33 protein-coding genes are annotated in these 19,579 nt (G+C 30.9%); 1 reads left to right on the plus strand and 32 read right to left on the minus strand.

The genetic code is table 11. The features are described 5' to 3' along the window. Positions 1-20: 20 nt before the first annotated feature. Positions 21-821 carry an NAD(+) diphosphatase gene (gene nudC / locus BZ132_RS04280; protein WP_286940575.1) on the minus strand — a complete coding sequence of 267 codons (801 nt, stop codon included), beginning with the start codon at positions 819-821 and terminating at the stop codon, positions 21-23. 169 nt (positions 822-990) lie between these two features. On the opposite strand from nudC, the gene BZ132_RS04285 reads away from it, so the two are divergent. Continuing rightward, positions 991-1,791, plus strand: coding sequence for a DUF4013 domain-containing protein (locus BZ132_RS04285; RefSeq protein WP_286940576.1), 801 nt, complete (start codon positions 991-993; stop codon positions 1,789-1,791). Between the two features lie 579 nt (positions 1,792-2,370). On the opposite strand, the gene BZ132_RS04290 is transcribed toward BZ132_RS04285, so the two are convergent. The 31 genes from BZ132_RS04290 to BZ132_RS04440 form a co-directional block, all read right to left on the minus strand. Next, positions 2,371-2,592 carry a 50S ribosomal protein L14e gene (locus tag BZ132_RS04290; RefSeq protein ID WP_011406467.1) on the minus strand — a complete coding sequence of 74 codons (222 nt, stop codon included), beginning with the start codon at positions 2,590-2,592 and terminating at the stop codon, positions 2,371-2,373. Between the two features lie 14 nt (positions 2,593-2,606). Further along, positions 2,607-3,128: a (d)CMP kinase gene (gene cmk / locus BZ132_RS04295; protein ID WP_011406468.1), complete on the minus strand. Its 522-nt coding sequence runs from the start codon at positions 3,126-3,128 to the stop codon at positions 2,607-2,609. Next, positions 3,125-3,394, minus strand: a complete 270-nt coding sequence (locus BZ132_RS04300; protein ID WP_011406469.1) for a 50S ribosomal protein L34e — start codon at positions 3,392-3,394, stop codon at positions 3,125-3,127. The genes cmk and BZ132_RS04300 overlap by 4 nt, the downstream gene beginning before the upstream one ends. Before the next feature lie 80 nt (positions 3,395-3,474). After that, positions 3,475-4,011 carry an EMC3/TMCO1 family protein gene (locus BZ132_RS04305; RefSeq protein WP_011406470.1) on the minus strand — a complete coding sequence of 179 codons (537 nt, stop codon included), beginning with the start codon at positions 4,009-4,011 and terminating at the stop codon, positions 3,475-3,477. Positions 4,012-4,034: 23 nt separating this feature from the next. Next, positions 4,035-4,592: an adenylate kinase gene (locus BZ132_RS04310; protein WP_011406471.1), complete on the minus strand. Its 558-nt coding sequence runs from the start codon at positions 4,590-4,592 to the stop codon at positions 4,035-4,037. A 109-nt stretch (positions 4,593-4,701) separates the two neighbouring features. Continuing rightward, entirely contained in the window at positions 4,702-6,051 is a 1,350-nt protein-coding gene (secY, locus tag BZ132_RS04315) for a preprotein translocase subunit SecY (protein ID WP_011406472.1), read from the minus strand. A gap of 42 nt (positions 6,052-6,093) precedes the next feature. After that, a complete protein-coding gene (locus tag BZ132_RS04320) occupies positions 6,094-6,531 on the minus strand; it encodes an uL15m family ribosomal protein (protein WP_011406473.1) in 438 nt (145 codons plus the stop codon). 17 nt (positions 6,532-6,548) lie between these two features. After that, positions 6,549-7,007, minus strand: coding sequence for a 50S ribosomal protein L30 (rpmD, locus tag BZ132_RS04325; protein WP_011406474.1), 459 nt, complete (start codon positions 7,005-7,007; stop codon positions 6,549-6,551). Positions 7,008-7,023: 16 nt separating this feature from the next. Further along, the gene (locus BZ132_RS04330; protein WP_011406475.1) at positions 7,024-7,707 is read right to left on the minus strand and encodes a 30S ribosomal protein S5; all 684 of its coding nucleotides are present in this window, start codon (positions 7,705-7,707) and stop codon (positions 7,024-7,026) included. After that, positions 7,704-8,285, minus strand: a complete 582-nt coding sequence (locus BZ132_RS04335; protein WP_011406476.1) for a 50S ribosomal protein L18 — start codon at positions 8,283-8,285, stop codon at positions 7,704-7,706. The genes BZ132_RS04330 and BZ132_RS04335 overlap by 4 nt, the downstream gene beginning before the upstream one ends. 3 nt (positions 8,286-8,288) lie before the next feature. After that, the gene (locus BZ132_RS04340) at positions 8,289-8,747 is read right to left on the minus strand and encodes a 50S ribosomal protein L19e (protein WP_011406477.1); all 459 of its coding nucleotides are present in this window, start codon (positions 8,745-8,747) and stop codon (positions 8,289-8,291) included. A gap of 80 nt (positions 8,748-8,827) precedes the next feature. Then, complete coding sequence (locus BZ132_RS04345; protein ID WP_011406478.1) at positions 8,828-9,157, minus strand: 50S ribosomal protein L32e; 330 nt, start codon at positions 9,155-9,157, stop codon at positions 8,828-8,830. A 25-nt stretch (positions 9,158-9,182) separates the two neighbouring features. Beyond that, complete coding sequence (locus tag BZ132_RS04350) at positions 9,183-9,737, minus strand: 50S ribosomal protein L6 (RefSeq protein WP_011406479.1); 555 nt, start codon at positions 9,735-9,737, stop codon at positions 9,183-9,185. 15 nt (positions 9,738-9,752) lie between these two features. Continuing rightward, positions 9,753-10,145, minus strand: a complete 393-nt coding sequence (locus tag BZ132_RS04355) for a 30S ribosomal protein S8 (protein WP_011406480.1) — start codon at positions 10,143-10,145, stop codon at positions 9,753-9,755. A 16-nt stretch (positions 10,146-10,161) separates the two neighbouring features. Further along, positions 10,162-10,305 (minus strand): 30S ribosomal protein S14, encoded by a 144-nt coding sequence (locus BZ132_RS04360; RefSeq protein WP_011406481.1) that lies wholly within the window; start codon positions 10,303-10,305, stop codon positions 10,162-10,164. A gap of 11 nt (positions 10,306-10,316) precedes the next feature. Next, complete coding sequence (locus BZ132_RS04365) at positions 10,317-10,823, minus strand: 50S ribosomal protein L5 (protein WP_112149562.1); 507 nt, start codon at positions 10,821-10,823, stop codon at positions 10,317-10,319. 2 nt (positions 10,824-10,825) lie between these two features. Next, positions 10,826-11,551: a 30S ribosomal protein S4e gene (locus tag BZ132_RS04370; protein ID WP_011406483.1), complete on the minus strand. Its 726-nt coding sequence runs from the start codon at positions 11,549-11,551 to the stop codon at positions 10,826-10,828. Between the two features lie 2 nt (positions 11,552-11,553). Continuing rightward, a complete protein-coding gene (rplX, locus tag BZ132_RS04375) occupies positions 11,554-11,907 on the minus strand; it encodes a 50S ribosomal protein L24 (protein ID WP_011406484.1) in 354 nt (117 codons plus the stop codon). Between the two features lie 9 nt (positions 11,908-11,916). Beyond that, complete coding sequence (rpl14p, locus tag BZ132_RS04380; RefSeq protein ID WP_011406485.1) at positions 11,917-12,315, minus strand: 50S ribosomal protein L14; 399 nt, start codon at positions 12,313-12,315, stop codon at positions 11,917-11,919. 5 nt (positions 12,316-12,320) lie between these two features. Further along, positions 12,321-12,641 carry a 30S ribosomal protein S17 gene (locus BZ132_RS04385; RefSeq protein ID WP_011406486.1) on the minus strand — a complete coding sequence of 107 codons (321 nt, stop codon included), beginning with the start codon at positions 12,639-12,641 and terminating at the stop codon, positions 12,321-12,323. A gap of 4 nt (positions 12,642-12,645) precedes the next feature. Then, positions 12,646-12,927: a ribonuclease P protein component 1 gene (gene rnp1 / locus BZ132_RS04390; RefSeq protein ID WP_011406487.1), complete on the minus strand. Its 282-nt coding sequence runs from the start codon at positions 12,925-12,927 to the stop codon at positions 12,646-12,648. A gap of 94 nt (positions 12,928-13,021) precedes the next feature. Then, a complete protein-coding gene (gene yciH, locus BZ132_RS04395; RefSeq protein WP_011406488.1) occupies positions 13,022-13,327 on the minus strand; it encodes a stress response translation initiation inhibitor YciH in 306 nt (101 codons plus the stop codon). 7 nt (positions 13,328-13,334) lie between these two features. Further along, complete coding sequence (rpmC, locus tag BZ132_RS04400) at positions 13,335-13,541, minus strand: 50S ribosomal protein L29 (RefSeq protein ID WP_112149563.1); 207 nt, start codon at positions 13,539-13,541, stop codon at positions 13,335-13,337. Positions 13,542-13,553: 12 nt separating this feature from the next. Beyond that, positions 13,554-14,312 carry a 30S ribosomal protein S3 gene (locus BZ132_RS04405; RefSeq protein ID WP_011406490.1) on the minus strand — a complete coding sequence of 253 codons (759 nt, stop codon included), beginning with the start codon at positions 14,310-14,312 and terminating at the stop codon, positions 13,554-13,556. A 6-nt stretch (positions 14,313-14,318) separates the two neighbouring features. Further along, positions 14,319-14,783 (minus strand): 50S ribosomal protein L22, encoded by a 465-nt coding sequence (locus BZ132_RS04410; protein WP_011406491.1) that lies wholly within the window; start codon positions 14,781-14,783, stop codon positions 14,319-14,321. Between the two features lie 18 nt (positions 14,784-14,801). Next, entirely contained in the window at positions 14,802-15,212 is a 411-nt protein-coding gene (locus tag BZ132_RS04415) for a 30S ribosomal protein S19 (protein ID WP_011406492.1), read from the minus strand. Positions 15,213-15,226: 14 nt separating this feature from the next. Next, entirely contained in the window at positions 15,227-15,952 is a 726-nt protein-coding gene (locus BZ132_RS04420) for a 50S ribosomal protein L2 (protein ID WP_011406493.1), read from the minus strand. A 26-nt stretch (positions 15,953-15,978) separates the two neighbouring features. Beyond that, positions 15,979-16,239, minus strand: a complete 261-nt coding sequence (locus BZ132_RS04425) for a 50S ribosomal protein L23 (RefSeq protein ID WP_011406494.1) — start codon at positions 16,237-16,239, stop codon at positions 15,979-15,981. A 5-nt stretch (positions 16,240-16,244) separates the two neighbouring features. Beyond that, positions 16,245-17,024, minus strand: a complete 780-nt coding sequence (gene rpl4p, locus BZ132_RS04430; protein WP_011406495.1) for a 50S ribosomal protein L4 — start codon at positions 17,022-17,024, stop codon at positions 16,245-16,247. Positions 17,025-17,042: 18 nt separating this feature from the next. Then, positions 17,043-18,056, minus strand: a complete 1,014-nt coding sequence (rpl3p, locus tag BZ132_RS04435; protein WP_011406496.1) for a 50S ribosomal protein L3 — start codon at positions 18,054-18,056, stop codon at positions 17,043-17,045. A gap of 67 nt (positions 18,057-18,123) precedes the next feature. Further along, positions 18,124-18,963, minus strand: coding sequence for a putative RNA uridine N3 methyltransferase (locus BZ132_RS04440; protein WP_011406497.1), 840 nt, complete (start codon positions 18,961-18,963; stop codon positions 18,124-18,126). Positions 18,964-19,579: the final 616 nt, after the last annotated feature.

Raw genomic sequence — 19,579 nt, forward strand, 5'->3', positions numbered from 1 at the left:
AAAAAAAGGATAAAAAAAAGTTAATGTTTTTTTAGAAAGTCATTTATTAACCAGGATGCTATACTAATATTTGATTCTGGAACATCAATATCCTCTTTATTAAACCATTTAGCCTCTAATATTTCATCACCATCAACCTTTATTTCTCCACCATCATAATCAGCACAAAAACCTAGCATAAGTGAATTAGGAAATGGCCATGATTGACTTTTTTGGTATTGTATATTCTTAATATCTATTCCAACTTCCTCTTTTACTTCCCTTCTAACAGCATCTTCTATTGATTCACCAGCCTCTACAAATCCTGCAATTAATGCATATCTTATCTTTGTATAGTAACTGTGTCTTGCCATTAATAGTTTTCCATTATTATTTATAGCCACAATAATTGCTGGTGCTATACGTGTATAATGCATCTGTCCACATTTAGGACATAGAAGCATCATATCTTTTTTATCAAGTACTGTTTTTGTTCCACATCTTCCACAGTACTGATATGAACTATACCAATCATTTACTAAAACAGCACGTGTTGCTATTTGATATAATAATGGATCTATATTATAAATCTCAATTAAGGGTATAAACTCTATATCATCACTTGTACTAACTACAAATGCATCCTTGTTTTTATATGTACCAATATATAGTACATAGTTTATATTAAAATCTATTTTATTTAATGTTGTTAAAAAAAGATGATTATCATCTAAATATACTTCTCTTTTAGAATTAATTATAAAGTAATATGCTTTATCATCAGTTCTATAATCTTGACTAAAATCTATTTTATAATCATTATACATTGAACTTTCTATCATGTTAATAATATTTATTTTTCATAGTTATTTATAATTAAATAGTTTTTTTATGAATAAAAATAGTAACTTAAGTTAAAAATTCATATAAATAGTATAGAAACGTATATATAAAAAAATAAATAAATTAGTATATAATTTTTAAAAATTATATTATATGGGAGGAAAAAAAATGGATGTGTTAGATTTAATTAAGGAAGCATTTTATTATCCAATAAATGATTATAAAAATTGGCTTATAATTGCAATATTATTCTTATTAAATACAGTACTTTCATCTTATGTAATTAGTAAAGGTGGTGCTGTAGGTATTATTGGTTCAATAATATCTTTATTAATAACCATAATTATTGCAGGAGTAACTGTAGCTGTAATGAGAAATACATTTAACAATTCAAATAATGTTCCAATGATAGATTTACAAATCAACTTCGTTGATGGTATTAAGTATTCTATTATATCAATAGTATATTCAGTAATACCTGTAATTATTGCTTTAATAATGGGAATATTCACTGGTATTTATTCTACTATTGATAAAATCCTAACAACAGTGGTTCAATCATCTGTAGCTACTAATGCTACACCTGATGTAATAATTCAAGCAATTCCACAAGATTTATTAGTATCTTTTGGTATGAATATATTGATTATAATGTTTGTATTTATTATATTGTCTATAATTGCTGCAATACTACTTGCAATTGCAGAAGCACGTTTTGCAGAAACTGGAAGTATTCTTAGTGCATTTGATTTAAAAGCTATATTTGATAAAATTAGTAGTATTGGATGGGGAAACTACATAGTATTCTTAATTTCATTAGCCATAGTACTTATTGTACTTGGAATAGTATCTGGAATTATTGCATATATTCCATATATAGGGGCACTTATTTCTGGATTTGTAATTGATTCATTCTTAGTTTTATTTATAGCCAGAGCAATTGCATTAATATATCAACAGGGATATTAAATTACTAGAAAAAAATATACTTTTTTTTCTTTTTCACTTTTTTTTTAAAACTGCTTTTTTGTATTTAATTGAATATGATTTTTATTAGGTTATTTTTATTAGAATTAAAAATGTATTATACTTTTATCATGAAATTCATTAATAGAGAAATTAAATAATTTTAAAAATATCATTCCCATTATATTAAAACAGTATATGTTAATTTATTATAATTCTATAAGGTGTATATTTAGAATTATAAATAATTCACTATACTCATACAATACTAATTTACTCCACACATTAATCTATATTCCAATATTCTTATTTAAAAAAAAATATTAATTTTATAAAAATAATAGTAATACATGTATATCTATAAGTACATATTTCAAATTAAAAATATAAGTAGTATTTATATTCAAGAATCATTTAATAATCATATAATATATGATATTTCATTGAAAATAACCTTAGTTAGTTTTAATTTAAACTAGGAAAAATAATATAGATAATATAGATTTAATTTTATAAAATAATTTTTAAAAAAAATAAAAGTTGGAGGTTAAAAAATAAGTAAGTGATAAAAAAAACTTCAACTTATAAATTTGCTAAAGCTTCTTTAACTGCTTCAATATCATCAGATACTTCAACAGTTTTATCCACTGGTTCTAAGTGTTTGATGTTACATCTTTTGTTTTTAACTTCGTTTCCTACAATTTCTACAAAGTTTTCATCGATAACATCTACAATAACACATTTTTTCCCAGTTTCTCTTCCTGCGATTTTAACACATACTCTTCCTTTTTCTATTGCTGGCATAATTATTCACCTATTTATTTTTTATTTTCAATACATTTCTTTATAATGTTAACTGTTGATTCAATATTAAAGGTATCAGTATTGATAATTAGATCATAAATATCTAAGTTATCAATATCAATATCATGAATTTCCATATATCTTTTACGTTCACTAGCTGTACGTTCAGCTATTTCCTGTTTTACTGTATCAAGGCTTTTGTCTTCTCTGTAACTTATGCGTTCTGCTCTAACATTATCTGGAGCCTTAAGCCATATACGATAATCAGCATTAACAAAGAATGCAGAAATTCTTCCTTCAACTATTAAATTTTCAGAATTGTTAGCTATTTCAGCTTGTCTTTTATCTAAAGCTTTATCAATATTATCATTACCTTCAGCAAACTCACTAAATTCTAGTAAAGTCATGTTATTTTCAACAGCCATCTGTCTAAAAACATCTCCTGCAGATATAAATGGTATATTTATCTCCTGAGATAATGTTTTAGCAGTAGTTGAAGTACCAGTACCTGCAAGTCCACCTATAGTAATAATCATAATGATCTAGCCTCTTTTTTAATAATTTCTTTAGTACAGTTTGTACAATACATTCCACCATAAGGTCTGTTTGGTCTTCTTTGATTTTTAGATAATTTTCTAATTTCGTATGGTCTTCCTCTTGGAACTGCATCTAATACTTTTCCACATTTAGCACATACATGTTTAGAAGGTTTTTTCTTCTTATAGTGTTCTACTTTTCTTCCACCAGGAACTCTTTTCAAAGTTCTTTTGAATGTTCCATTTCTAAATCTTGGTGCAGACATTGATTTTATCCTCCTTTCTATTATATTTAATTTCTTTCTTTTATTATTTAGTTAATTGATAATAATACATTATTATACAATTACATTGTATTTAATCCAAATATTCTTCTGAAGATGAAGCTCATTGTAAATGAAGCTAAAATATACCATCCAAAGAAGTTTATTGTTAATGGATTTGCTTGAGTCCAAATTATATTCCATACAGGAATTAATAACAAGTAATATTGTACTGATGCAATATTAATTACCACATGACTTATTGCATAATTACCTATCATACCATAATAAATTATTAATATAGGAATTGTTGTAATAATTGTAGGTTTAAGTTGCATAGTCATTAATTCCTTATTTTTAGGTAAAAGTTCTGCTTGTTTTTTCTGAACCTTTGCCAAAGCCTTTGGATCTCCTGACTTTTGTGCTGCTTGAAATTCCTTCTGTAATGCTTTCATTTCAGCTTGAAGTTCATGCATCTTATCAAAGTCTATTAAGAGCTTTTGCAATACTACAATAATAAATGCAATTATAGTTGCAATTATGAATATTGTTAGTATTGGATTTGATGGCGTAGGATCAAGACTTAATAATGGATTTAGGAGAAAGTCTAAATAACTCATCTTTTATCCTCATATTAAAATATTTATGATAAAATTTCAACAATTTCAGCTACTGCCTTGTCTAATCCATCATCATTGTTTTGAACCATTGCAACAGTACATCCTGTTAGTACTGCATAACTCATAGCTGTTGCTCTGGACATAGCTTGATGTAAATCTATTTCATCAGCATATTCCATGTCACGTTTACGAGTATCATCTGTCATTCTTCTGTACATGATTTCACTAGGTTCAGCTTCGATTAAAATAAACTGTGTTGGTTGTAATTCTTCTAAAACCCATTTAGGTAATCCCGGAAGGAAACCTTTTGGTGTTTTAATAGTACAGTGTGTATCAATAATAACATTATCATTCTGAGCCATGTCATGTATACGTTCTGCTGCTTGTTTTTGAACTTCTTTTTGAATTTCAGGATCAAGTTTACGCATATCATCACGTGATTCAACTAATCCTTTTTCACTTGCAATATCAAACATTACATTTCCATAGTTAATATTTACATAATCAACTTCTTCTAATACTTTGTTTAATACTGTTGTACTACCAGTACCAGGAATTCCTGCAAGTACTACTATGTTCATTATTAATCCCTTCAATTTTATTTTTATATAAAATATTTTTCTTCTATTAAAAGAAAAATTAAATGTAGTAGAATAAAAACTTAAGTTCTTATTCTATTACAATATACTTCTAATTTTCACCTAAGAATTTTCTCATCATTGGATGCATATCCATGAGTTGTTCTTTAGCTATTTCCTCATATAATTTATATACTACACCAACAGTTAAAAGTACACCAGTACCTCCACCAAGAGCACCAGTTAAGTCTGCTACAAACGCAAGTAAACCTACAAATGCTCCACCTAAAACTGTGATTGTTGGTATGTATTTATCCATAATTCTTTTGAACTGAACTTTACTACTTCTAAATCCAGGTACCTGAACACCCATATTAGATAATTGTTTTGAAACTTCTTTAGGACCAATTCCACTAATTTCAACCCATAATAAAGCAAATACTACAGATAATGCTACAAATACTATTCCATAAATTATTACTTTTAATGGATCTGTAAATAACACAGATATACTTGAAGGTGTTGTTAAGTAATAAGCTATACCACTTATTGCTTGACCATTTGAAACCTCACCAAGTATTGGAAAACCTGCTGATTGGAATATACCTGCAAATAATTGTACATTTAAGAATAATGCACTTACAAGTATAACAGGCATGTTACTAGCATATACAAATTTTAAAGGATATTTTGATCTAGCTCCTTTTACTCCACCATATGATAATGGAATTTCAACCCTCATACTTTCAGCATAAACTACAACTAAAAATACTATTATAGTTGCAATTACTGGTATTAATAAACCAAAGTTTGGTTGACCTGTAATAAGTGAATATATGAAGTTAGGTATATCACCTGCTGGAGCTGTAGATCCAGCTGCTGGTAGGAAATTAAATGCTCCTACAAGTATTGTCTGGGATACTCCTGCGGCAATGAATAAACCAATACCACTTCCGAATCCCCATTTACTTACAACCTCATCCATGTAGATGATTAATATACCACCAAGAACCATTTGTATTATAAGTACTAAGACATAATCATTACTAATTGGAGGTAAAGAACCTGTTACTACAAGAACTGCACCTTCAAATAAAGTAAATAATATTGCTAATAGTTTCTGTGTTCCTTGGAATGCTGCTTTATCTTCTTGTTTTGATAAGTCTAAATTAATCAGTTTTCCCCCAACTAACAATTGCATCACAATTGAAGCAGTTACTATTGGACCTATACCCAAAGTAAGTATTGAACCAAAGCTTCCTGCAAGTACTGATCTTAATTGTGCGAATTGATCTATAGCTGTTGGACTTAGACCAAATAATGATACTTGTGTTAACACGAAGTATAATATTAATATTATTCCTGTCCATTTAATTTTCTCTTTAAACCCAAGATGCTTATCAGGATTTGCTACTTGTGGCAAAAGGGAATAAAATGGTTTAATACTATCTAGTGATGACATATTTACTCCCATGAATAGATATAATTTCTAGTTTACTTAAAATTATATAATTTCAGCTATACCGCCAGCATCTTCTATTTTTGAAATAGCACTTTGTGAGAATTTAGGTGCTTTTATAGTTATTGCAGTAGATAATGAACCTTTACCTAATACTTTATTGTAACCTAATTGTGTTACATCAAGTACTATTTGTCCATCTTCTTTAACAGCGATTTCATCAGCTAAAAGTTTTTCAATATTGTTATCAATTACAGAAAGATTGATAGGTTTAAATTGTTGGATTGTTTTTTGTGGACGTTTAAATCCATATTTACCGAAGTGTTTAGGATCGTTGATTACCATCCAAGTCCAGTGGTGTTTGTTTCCTCCAGCTTGTCCACGTCCTCCACGGTGACCTGCACCTCTTCGTTTTTTAGTACAACCTCCACCTACAGATCTTGAACCTCTTTGTTTTCTGATTTTTTTAGTTTTTCTTATCATTTATGACACCTACAATATTAAATCATTTTTTCAAGTAATTCATTAATTTCTTCAGATCTGTAACCAAGGGATCCTCCTTCTACAAAAGTTTTCTTTGTATTTTCATATCCTTTTCTAGGAGGATTTAAACGGAATAATGGTTTTAAGCCAGAATCTTTTAGGGTTGTTTCTTCATTATAGATAGCAACTGCTAATGCTTCAACTGAATCATAGTCAGTGTTTTCTTTAACATATTCATCAGTAACTCTTTTGTTACCTGGAAGTCTTCCTCTTTCAGATACTAATAATTTGAAAGTGTCTTCTGAAACTTCTCCCCATGTTATGTAATCTTTTGCTTTTTGTAACATTCCTTTGTAACTTGGTGTTTCTGGAATTACTACTGCATGACTGATTCTTGTAAGATTAAGCATGTCAAGTGTATCTGCAATATTTTTCTTAATTCCAGTTCTTCCTCGAATTCTTATAATAGCATACATAATTACACCTCAATGTTTAATCGATTACTCCAAGAGCTTTAAGGTCTTTTTCACTTGATTTTACACTTGATAATTGTTTAAGTGCATCGAATACTGCGCCTGCAAAGTTAATTGTAGTTTGTGTTTGTCCACTACACATGGACCATACATCTGCTATACCTGCTAATGAAAGAATAGTTTTTCCTACATTACCAATTGCAAGACCTACACCTGCTGGTGCTGGAATTAAAGTTGCACTTACTGAACTCATTTTACCTTCAATTTTGAAAGGTACTGTGTGTCTTCTTCCACATCCACAACCCCAGTCACCACAACCTCTTCGTACTTTAATAAGGTTGTATTTAGCTGCATCAACAGCTTTTCTTATTGCAGGACCTACTTCTTGAGATTTACCTTGACCAAGTCCCACATATCCATTTCTGTTTCCAACTGCTACTATTACTCTAAAGTTAACTTTTCTACCAGATTTGTGCATTCTTTGAACAAGGTTAACATCCATAACTTCTTCTTCAAGATCTGGTAATAGTGCGTCAACAATTTCTAATTCCATAATAGGAAGGCCTTTATCTAATATTTGATCAATATCAGTTATTTCGCCATCTTTAACTTTACGTCCAAGTTCTGTTTTTGGTTCCCAATTCTCAATATTGAACTTGTTAGTATTGTTCTTGTTGTTTGATCTATTTGATCTTTTGCTCATTGTGTTGCCTCATCTATTTTATTTTTAACGCTTTCAAAATGATCTGGTATTTCTTCAGGAGATAATCCACATCTTATGTAATTAGCGAATTTAGCATTTTTCTCATCATCATCCATACTTTCAGCATATTGTGCTATGTGTTCTCCTCTGATTCTTGAATCTTCAGGTAATATGGAATCATTATGTGGTATGTATAAACCAGCATCTAATGCTCCTTTAAGAACTGCATAGATTTTTGTTCCTTTGATGGAAGGTTGAACACCTATATCGAGTATAGTTTCATCATATCCTTCATTTAATGCTTTTTTACCAAATAAATAACCGGTAAGATAAGCAGCAGATGTGTTTTTACCATTACCTAACCATCCAAACTCTTTTAAGTTTTTGGAAGTAGCAGAAACTAATGTTTCATCACCATTTTCTCCAATTTTAACTAGTTGAGTTATTGTGTGGTTAGAAGTAATTCTAACAACCATTCTTGTTTTATCAAGATCAACTAATTTATATCTTTTGTTATAATTAGTTTTTCCTTCTCTTCTTCTTTTGAATTGTACTTTATATGTTGCTCCTCGTGCCACTTTCTATTCCCCCGTTTCTTTAAGCATTCCGTGGTCTTTAGCATAAGTTTTCATATATGATTTACTTCTGAATGATCCACCTTTTGCCATATTATATAATTTACGGTATGTAGTTTTATCTATTTCATCGTTAGCACGCATGTCTTTAAGAACAACTCTTAAAGAACGGATTGTACTCATCCATGCTTGTTTTTTAGGAGTTCTTGCTTTTTTAGCCCCTTTTCTACTACCATGGCCTTTTCTTCTTCCTTTACTTTTTTGTTCAGCGTTCTTTTTGCTTCTGTAACTGCTTATTCCGTTAACAGGTTTTGCTTTGATAACACCATCATTAATCAAAGCTCTAATACTGTTTCTTGTAATTGCTCTGGATACTTCTTCCATATGTTCTGGATCTATCCATACCCTGTTTACCCCTACTTTTAGGATTTTTGCAGCTAATTTTTTCTGTGTAGTAAGATTCATGAAAATCCTCCTAATATAAATAAATTGATTAAGATTATTACTATAATGTATTCAAAATTGAACCATTACTCTTTTTAATCTTAATTTAATATTTTAACTCCGTATTGTTGAGCTTTTGCTACAATTAACTGTCTTTTTCTTTTTCCAACTGTTGCACTTATCCTTGCTGCATCAGTTTCTGGATTTAAAGCTTTGATTTCTTCAGCATTTTCGACTAGTATATCTTTGTAACCTGATGGATGTAATCCTCTTGTTGCTTTTGGACTACCATATCCAACTCTAGCCATTGCAGGTTTTCTTGCTTGGTATCGTCGTCTTTTACTTAGTTTTCCTCTAGGTCTGCGATAACTATCACCAAGTTTTTTATATCTCCAATGTTCTTGTCTTTTGAAGGTTGGTTTTTTAGTCATAGTAACTTCCTCTTATTAAATTTTTTTATTCTAATTCTTCCTGTCTTTTATCCACTAAGTAAATTCCGTCTTGGAAAATACGAGGGTCGCGACCTTTAATTTTGGTTGCTTGTTCAATATTTGCCATTGTTTGACCAACGTGTTCCTTGTTAATACCAGTAATTGTTACATCTTCACCTTTTACTGATACTTTCACATCATCACCAATGATTTTTGCTTTACGTGGACTTCTTTCTCCAAGGAAGTTGTCAATTGTTACAATTTTACCCTGAACTTTCACAGTCATTGGAAAGTGAGCATAAACAATTTTCATTTTGTAAGTAAAACCGTGATCTACACCATATATCATGTTTGAAATGTGTGATCTTATAGTTCCAACCATAGCCTTATCTTTTTTATTTGGGAATGCTACTTTAACTGTAACATTTTCTTCATCATTAGAAATGGTAATTTTATTATGGTTGAAGTTCCTCTTAATTTCTCCACCATTTCCTTTTACTGTTACTTCACTTCCATTGATTGTTACAGTAACATCTTCAGGAATAGGGATGATCTCTGTTATATCTGCTAATTTAACCATGTTTTCACCTTTAATTTAATAAACATATACTAATAATCTTCCACCAATTCCAGCTTCCTTAGCTTCGTGGTGAGTCATTACCCCTTGAGGTGTTGTTACTATTAATATACCAAAGTTTTTTGCTGGTAAGTATCTTTTCTCATAATCTTCGAACTCTGTATTTTTTACAGCGTGACGTGGTTTGATAACTCCACATTTGTTTATGTTACCAACTAATTCAACATTGAATATACCAGCTTTTCCATCATCAACTAATTCGAAATTACCTATATAATTTTCCTTTTGCATTGTGCTTAATACATGACCAATAAGTTTTGATGCTGGTTTAATAACACAACTATCATTACCTTGTAACTCATTGTTTCTAATGTTTGTTAATGCATCTGCAAGAGGATCCATAAGAGACATTCTATAAACACTCCTTTTAATTGTATTTTTTAAATCCGATTTTTGGAGCTATTTCTCTAAAGCATTGACGACAAAGATTTAAGCCGTATCTTCTTACAATAGCAGAATGGTCTCCACATCGACTACATTTTCTTGCTGCTTTCCCGTATTTTCTTGCCACATAATCACCTTCTATTCTATAGTAACATTGAAGTTTTCTTTCATATATTCAATTGATTCTTCTTTTGTAACTCTTTGTGCTTGTGGTAATTTTTTAGGTCTTAATCTTCTTTCTTTGATTCTGTGACCTGGTTTTTGGAATGTAACAGAAACATCCATACCAAATATTCCTATATCTGGGTCATATTTTACACCAGGAATATCAATATGTTCTCTTATACCAAAAGAAACATTACCTTCTTTATCAAATTGAGAAGCTTTTATCCTATTTTCTAATCCAGAAAGTACCATGGATATGATTTTATCAGCTTTTTCTCCTCTTAAAGTTACTTTACATGCAATAGGCTGTTTTTTTCTAATTCCAAACTCAGGGTTTGTAACTTTTGAATAGGTTCTTACAGGTTTTTGATCTACAAGAGTTTCAATTAATTTTTCTGCTCTTGTTAATTTTTCTCCACCTTCACCTACACCAATGTTTATAGTTGCTTTTGCAATGAAAGGTTTTTGCATTACGTTCATGTTTAGTTATCTCCTACTAATGATATAACTGGTTTATCTTGACCTACAACAAATACATATCTTGCTAAAGTTAAGAATGAACCTTCTTCTGTTTCCATTAACACAGTATTAGATTTTGAAGATTGGGTAATTTTAATTTCATCAATTTTACCAACTTCACTAATGTGTTTACCACCAGTAATTAATCCTAAAGCTCCTTCTTCAAATTTAATTGAGTCAGAAATTTTTTGTTCAGGAATATTTAATAATAAAACATCACCAGTTTTGTAATCATCATCAGCGATTATGTTTCTTCCACCTTCTAAGTTAAGTTGGGTTTTTCCACCTTTAATTGTGGTTTTACCTAAAATTTTAACTAATTTAAAGGTTGAATCTTTTTCTTCAATTTCTTTGAGTACTAATCTTCCTTTGTAATCTTGTAATACTCTGAATGTTTTGTTGATTTTTGGTATTGATATAACATCCATGAAACCTACAGGGAATCTGTGGTTTTTTCTTGGTATACCATCAACAAGTACATCACTATTATTTAGAATTATTTTTGCTTCACGAGAATTAGCTGCTAATCCTAAAATATCTCTTAATACCATTACAAGAGGTATTGATTCTTCTAAAGCATGTGGTCCAGCACTTGTTTTTGTAGTCCAAACTTCTTCTTTTTTGTGAATAGGCCACATTTTAGGTGCTTTGAACCTTTTTAAGTGTTTTCTTGATCCCATATTTGCCATACTTATACCTTCCTATTTAATGCTTGGTTTCTTCTTTCATCATCTAAATAAATTTCAGTTAGAACTAAGTTTGATGGGTGAATTGGTTGGTATAATTTAGATCCATCTTGTTTTTGACTGGATGCTCCATCAACAAGAACACGGTAATTTTTAAGATCTACACCTTCAACTTTTCCTTCAGTTCCTCTAAAGTCACCACGTACTATTTCAACTGAATCTCCTTTTCTTACAGGGAAGGATCTTCTGTTAAATTCTTCTTTAAGATCATCAGAAAGATGTACACTCATTGAGTTGTGACGTTTATGTAGTGGTGCTGTATATAAAGCTTTACGTTGTTTTCTTGGTTGTTTTGACATAATATTCACCTATACTATTATACTTGCAGCACTACCTATTGCTGGCCAAAGATCTGCAGCTTCTTTTGCTATTGGACCTCTGATTTCTGAACCTTTAAGAACACCATCTTCGGTAATAATTACTGCTGCATTGTCTTCAAATTTAACTCTTAGACCATCTGCTCGTCTGTATTCTTTTTTCTGACGAACAACTACTGCTGTTGTAACTTCTCTTCTCATGTCAGCTGTTCCTTTTTTAACAGAAATAACTACCATGTCACCTACTCCAGCTGAAGCAAGTCTTCTTCTTACTCCTTTAAATCCTTTTACTGAAATAATTTCTACTTCACGTGCTCCTGTATTGTCTATACATTTAAGTCTAGCACCAATTGGAAGTGATTTGGAGACGTTGGATGTAATTGCTTTCATATTATCTATTCTCCTTCTTTAACTTCTACTAGCACAAAATGTTTAGTTTTACTAAGTTGTCTACATTCTGCAATTTTTACAGAATCTCCAACTTTAACATCAAGACAATCTGGTTTATGTGCTTTTATTTTAGAATTTCTTTTTTCGTATCTTTCAAATTTGTTTATATACTTATAGAAACTTCTTTCTACAGTAATTGTACGATCTGCCTTATCACTTGTAACTGTTCCTTCTATAACTTGACCTCTTACAGAGAGTTCACCGTGAAATGGACAGTTAGGATCATGACATTCTTTTTCTGGTTGCTTAACATTAATGCCTACCATATTTTCACCTAATTTTTGTAAATTTCTTTTTTATCCGGTCTTCAGGGCGGGCTGTAATAACTTTTCCATCGATAGAAACTTTTTCACCTTGAGGTAGTGTAAATAAAAATACTACATCACTCTTAGGTATTAGTTTCTCATTTTTACCCGTATCTACTCTGATAGTATTACGCGTTTCATCAATAATTATCCCTTTTATTCCAATGAATTTCTCATGTTTACTGTTGATAACCTCAACATTTAAACCTATAAATTCATGTCTGAATACATTTTGTGGAGTTATCATACTAAAACTTCACATTATTGAATATTTCCCTGTTTCAATAAACTAAAATGTTATTGAAATATAATTTAAATCTTCTCTTTTAAATAGACTGAATCTATTTTATTTCTATAGTATCTGAGGAAAAACCCATTCCTGCAAGTACTTCTTTAACTTTTCTTTTATGGTCTCCTTGAAGTTCAATTTGACCTTTTTTGGAAGTACCTCCACAGGCACATTTGGATTTAAGAGTTTTAGTTAATTCACGTATATCAATATCATGTTCATCAATTCCTTCAACTATAGTCATAAGTTTTCCAAAACGACGACGTACTGTATATACTTTAACTTTTTGAACTTCACGAGCTATCTCTTCACAAACACATAGATCTTTTGGAAGACCGCATATTTCACAGATTTTCATCTCTATTTTATTCTCCCTGCTGTTTGTTTTCATTCATTATAGTAAGAACACGGGCTATAGTTCTTCTAGTTTCTTTAATTTTACCAGGGTTGTCTACTCCAGCTACAGCACCTTTACTTACTAAAGTATCATATTCAGCATGAAGTTCAGTAAGTTTTGCTTCAAGGTCTGATGGACTTAAATCCCTTAATTCTTTACTTCTTAAAATAACCATAAGTAATTCCCCTTATTCTTCTAAAGTTTCAACGTCTTCTATTTCTTCAGTAATCTCTTCTATTTCAGATTCTTCAGAAAGTTCTTCTAATATATCTTCACCAGTGATTTCTTCAACTATTTCAGATTCTTGAACTTCAGGAACTTCCTGAGCTACAGGTTCTTCAACATCAACAATTTCAGGTTCACTGATTTCTATATTGTCAGGTAAAGTTACTTCAGGAGGCATGATTCTTACATAAATTCCAAGTACACCAGGTTTTAATTGAACAGTTGCAAATCCTTCTTTAACATATTTAATTGAAGGTTCTCCACATTTTTTAATGTATCCTTCATTGAATTTTGCACAAGCTGATCTTGAACCTCTAATTTTACCGGAAATAGTAACTTCTACTCCTTGAGCTCCAGCAGACATTATTCTTCTAATAATAGAATATGCTACTCTTCTAAATTGCATTCCTCTTTGTAACATTGCTACAACTTTGTGTGCCATGATTCTTGGGTTTAATTCAGGAACATCTACTTCTTTAACTTCCACTTGTGGATTTTCTAGGTCAAAGTTGTTTTTAAGAGTTTTTGTAATAGCTCTTACAGTTTTTCCACCTCTACCAATAACCATTCCTGGTTTTTCAGCATAAACAATAACCATGGTTCCAACAGGTGTTACTTGAATATCCATTCCACCATATCCTGCTCTTTCAAGTTTGGTTTCAAGATATTCATCTATTCGTGTTCTTTTTAATCCTTCTTTAACGAAATCTTTTTCAATCATGTGTACTTAGGCCTCCCCTAATACGATTTGAATGTGTGTAGTAGGTGTATTTGAAGGACTTGCTCTTCCAAATGCTCTTGGAGTCCAACCTCTTATAATTACTCCTCTGTTTGCACAAACGTGAACTAATTTAAGGTTTTCTACATCTAATTCTTCGTTTTCAGCATTAGCTTCTGCATTTTCTAAAACTTTTAAGATTGCAGCTGCAGCTTTAACAGGATATCTACCAGATGGCCATCCTTTTAAATCACTTCTGTGACCTACTTTTTTGTTGTGTCTTTTAAATGGTACAACTGTTTTTTTAGCAATAACATCTTCTAAGAATGCTTTAGCATCTTCTAAATACATGTTACGAATAGTTCTACAGATTTCCACTGAATGTTTAGGAGAAATTTTAAGACTATGACCTGCTGCTTTTGCTATTTTTTCATCAGCTTTAGGTTGGTATGAATAAGTATTTTTCTTTGCCATAAATAACATTCTCCTTATCTATTTAAGTGGTACAAACATTGATGATCTTGTAGCACCCATACCAGGGTCTCCGTGTTGTACTCTTCCACGTGTTTGTGCAAATTCTCCAAAGTAACATCCAATCATTTCAGGTTGTATTGTTACTTCAACAAATTCTTGTCCATTGTAGATACCAAAAGTGTATCCTACCATATTTGGAAGTACAATCATATCACGACAATGTGTTTTAATAACTATTGGTCTTCCACTATCATTTTTCATATCTTTAACTTTTTCCATTTTATCAAGAACTTTTTCTTGTCTTGGTAAAAATCCTCTTTTAAGAGATCTTCTTTGTCTTGATGGTAATAATTCTATAACTTCATCAAGTGACATTTCTTGAAGCTCTTCAAGAGTATATCCTCTGAATTTAAAAATCTTACGAGCCAATTAAGTGCCTCCTTCTATCGTCTTTTACCTGTACGTTTAGCTGCTATGGAACCAACTTTTCTACCTGCAGGTGCATGTCTTGAGATAGTAGTAGGTCTTCCTGGATGTTGTCTGTTACCTCCACCGTGTGGGTGATCTACAGCGTTCATTGCAACACCTCTAACAGTCATCATTTTCTTACCTTTAGCTTTTAATGCGTGATATCTGTTACCAGCTTTAAGGAATGGTTTTTCTTTTCTTCCTCCACCTGCAACAACACCAACAGTAGCTCTACTTCTTGGGTTGAATGCTTTTAATTCACCTGATGGCATTTCAATCATTGTTTTATCAACATCATGTGTAATTAAAGATGCATATGTTCCAGATGATCTTACAAATTTTCCACCATCTCCAGGGTTATTTTCAATGTTGAAAACTGGAGTTCCTTCTGGAATTTCACTTAATGGTAATGTGTTTCCTGGTTCAATAGATGCAGATACACCACATTCTATTTCATCATCAATTGCAATACTTTCTGGTGCAAGAACTAATTTTTCTTCACCATTATCGAATTTAACTACTGCAACTGGTGCTGAACGTCCAGGATCATGTATAATATCTATAACAATACCTGTTAAACTTCCTTCTCTTTCAAGTTTATCATAAGAACGGTATGCTACTTTTCCTCTGAATCTGTGTGATGAACTACGGTATGTTGGAGTTCCTCGACCTCTTCTTTGAATAATCAATCGTTTTCCCATAATTAATCCTCCTATTTAAATCCTACTTAGAATACACCTAATCTTACAGCAATATCTTCTGCTGCATCAGCTTCTTCTAATTCAATTGTAGCAACTTTATTTCCTCTAGGAGTGATATGAGTATTTACGCCTACAACTTTTGTATCGTATAAATCTTGGAAAGCTTCTTTAATTACTCTTTTATTAGCAGATCTACGAACCACAAATGTGATTTTATTTTCATCATAAATTTGATTCATTGTCTTTTCTGATAATTGTGGTTTTATTATTACTGAATATGGATCCATAATAACTAACTCCTATTTTTTTGGAATAAATCTCCAAGTTTTTCTATAGCAGATTTTGTGTAAATTGTTAATCTTCCTGCATGAGTTCCAGGTGCAAGTAATTCTGCGTTAATATTATTTACTTCAACAACATCTACACCAGCATGGTTTCTTGCTCCTAAACTTATTCCACGATCATTACCAACAACTACTAGAGGACCTTTAGGTGTTCTGTATTTTCTTCCTCTTAGTTTTCCTTTACCAGATTTAATTTTTCTTCCTTTTTTAGCTCTTACTATGTCATCCATAATACCTAAATCTTTGAAGATTTCTCTGGTTTCTTTTGTTGTTTTTACAGTTTCAATTTCATCATCTATAACAAAAGGAATTTGTTCAAGTTCTGAAACTTGGTGACCTCTTTGTTCTACTAATTCTTTGTTAGCAGTTGCTGCAATAGCTGATCTTATTGCTAAGGTTCTTTCTTTTTTGTTAATTTTTTCATGATAAATTGTATTTACTCGTGGAGGATGTGCTTTTCTACCACCAATTGCTTGTGGTACAAATGCTGCTTTTGAGGATCCTTTTACACGAGGTACCATTGCTGCTCCTCTACCGGAACCAAATGATTCTGCTGTTGTTCTTTTACCAGCCATTGGGTCTGTACCCCATGGTTGAATTCTAGCAGTTTGCATAGAAATTACAGCTCTTTTAATTACATCTGGTCTGTATTCTTCTTCAAATATTTCTGGGAGCTCAATTTCCTCGGTGATGTCGCCTTTTAATGAATAAACGTTAATTTTTGCCATACTTATCACTCTTTATATTTAGACTCCCTGTTTTGAAGTTGTGCTTATGTAAGATATTTCTGGAGCAGTTACTTGTTTACTTGCATTTCTTACTCCTTTTCTTAAAACAACTAATCTTTTTGATGGTCCAGGTAATGAACCTTTTACTAAGATATAATTATTTTTTACAAATCCATATTTTACAAATCCACCATCTGGGTTTATTAAGTCAACCTCAGATTCATCTCCTATTTTTAGGAGTTTTTTGTTATATTCTGTTCTTTTATGGTAACCCATTTGACCTTGCATTGCAACGGTCCACATTGTTCTGTTAGGTGTCCATGGTCCTATAGATCCAACGTGTCTTTCTATACCACTACGTGCTGCTTTACCATATTGGATTCTTACACCGAATCTTTTTACAGGTCCTTGAACTCCTTTACCTTTGGTGGTAGCTATTGCATCTGTGTATTCTCCTTCTTGGAATACATCTTGAGGTGTAATTTCTTTACCTAATATACTAATAGCATATTCTAATTTATCTTCTACAGATTTTCCACCTAAACCAAATTCAAGAACTTCTGGTTTTTTCTTAGGCACACTGGTAAGTTTTGGTTTTGTATGAATTAGAACTCTTATTTCATCAATGTCATCGATTTTATTTCTTAGTTCTTCAATTTTTGCTTCTATATCATCGAATTTTGGAACTGAGATTTTTCTTGATAATTCATCATCTAAATTATCATTTGCGATAACATCAGTTAAAGTTTTTAATCCGTAAGTTGTTTTTGTGTAAGCTCTAATTCCCAACACTACTAAAGGTGGTGCCTCTAATATTGTAACTGGAACTGAAAGTTCCATGTTTTCTGTTGGAGAACCTTTTCTAGAATCCAGAGCCGTCACGTGGGTCATACCCACCTTGTATCCTGCGAATGCGAGAAGCCCAGCCTCATCGAGTTCTGGCCAGGTACTTACACGAGGTGTTTCTCTAGCCACTCTTTTACGAGGACTGAATGCAACCGATCCTTTTCTTGGTTGGTGATGTCTAGTCATGTTATTTTCTCCTAATTTTATATTTGTTTTAAATGTGTTATTTACAGTTTAAGTAATAAAATACCATTTAATTAAGTAAAATATTCAATATTGCTAATGTACTAGCTACTGCTTCCTCTGTTCTGACTGTTTCAGTACCCTGTTTAGGGACTGTATTAACTTCATAATCGAGTTTACGTTCATTTATTAAGCTGTTTATTCCAGAGTATGGACCTCCGAATAAAATAGCTACATGATTAGCTTGTTGAATGCTTGTTTGAACCTCATCAAGAATAGAATTAATATTTGGAGCATATTTTGATGTTCCAATAACCAAGTCTGGTTTATTTTTCATCATGGTTATGCTGTCATAGAGGTTACTGTCACTAGTAATTACATCATATCCCCAATAAACACTATCAGGTTCATCAGGTTCTATTAAAATTTCTTTACCTAGTTTTTCTATACGAAAACTTAGTACTTTATTGACACTTAGTTTTTCCTTACATAATGCAAGACGTCCCACACCTATATCAACCATTGTACCTTTACGGACACGTTTAGTTGTTAATCCTTTTCTGAAGTCGCCAACATTAGCTTCATCAGTTGCTGGATGATGTGGTGTTCTAAGTGGTGGAAGTATTCCTACATTTTTCAGCTCCGGTGTAATCGGAAATACTTGTTTTCTCAAGTATTGAGGTGTATCCATGTATTCTAGGATAGTTTTCATATAGAGAGCATCATCTCTACTACCTCCGTCTGAATTATCATTGTAAATAACGATATTATTAGCCCTAAATAGAGCAGCATATCTTCCAATTAATCCAACTTTATATGTTCTTATTTTTGAATCTTTTGATTCGGCCAAAAAGCTATTTGGCACGAATATTGATAATTTTTCCATAATAGAAAATTTGTTAAAAAACATATTAAAGTTTTAAGGAAGTATTCATCAGTTGGAATACTATATTATATATTACTTCTAAACTATATATAAGTTTACCTATTAAGAAAATGTATTTTAGTATACCTATTATAATATTTCTGAGTATTTGTGGATTTTTAGATTTATTTTTTAGAATACATGTTCTTGTTTTTATAATGGTTTTTCATGATATATTCCAGTTAATTACTATAAAACTTCTGATTTATTCTTAATAGTTATTTGTAATATTTTAATATAATGAATATTAAAAAATAGGTTTTATTTATTTTTAATATTCCTATATAATATTATATAAATGATATTATATAAAGATAAGTATAATTCATTCCTAAATTAATGTATTATTTAATAAATTTTTGTATTAATGTAATTAAAATAATATTAAATTGAATTAAATAATTTAAGTCTTGATTATTCATGTTAAATCATAAAATAATAGATCAAAAAATAGAATTTACATATCCACTATAAATAGCATACTGTATATATTCAAGTTATAAAAGTTCAAGTTATAAAAATATCTCTTAAAGATTTCAAAAAAAAGAAAAAAAGAGAATTATATGTATCTTATTTATTAAAAATTTTAGTTTTTTACTAC

Source organism: Methanosphaera sp. DEW79 (assembly GCF_003266085.1).
Lineage (GTDB): Archaea > Methanobacteriota > Methanobacteria > Methanobacteriales > Methanobacteriaceae > Methanosphaera > Methanosphaera stadtmanae.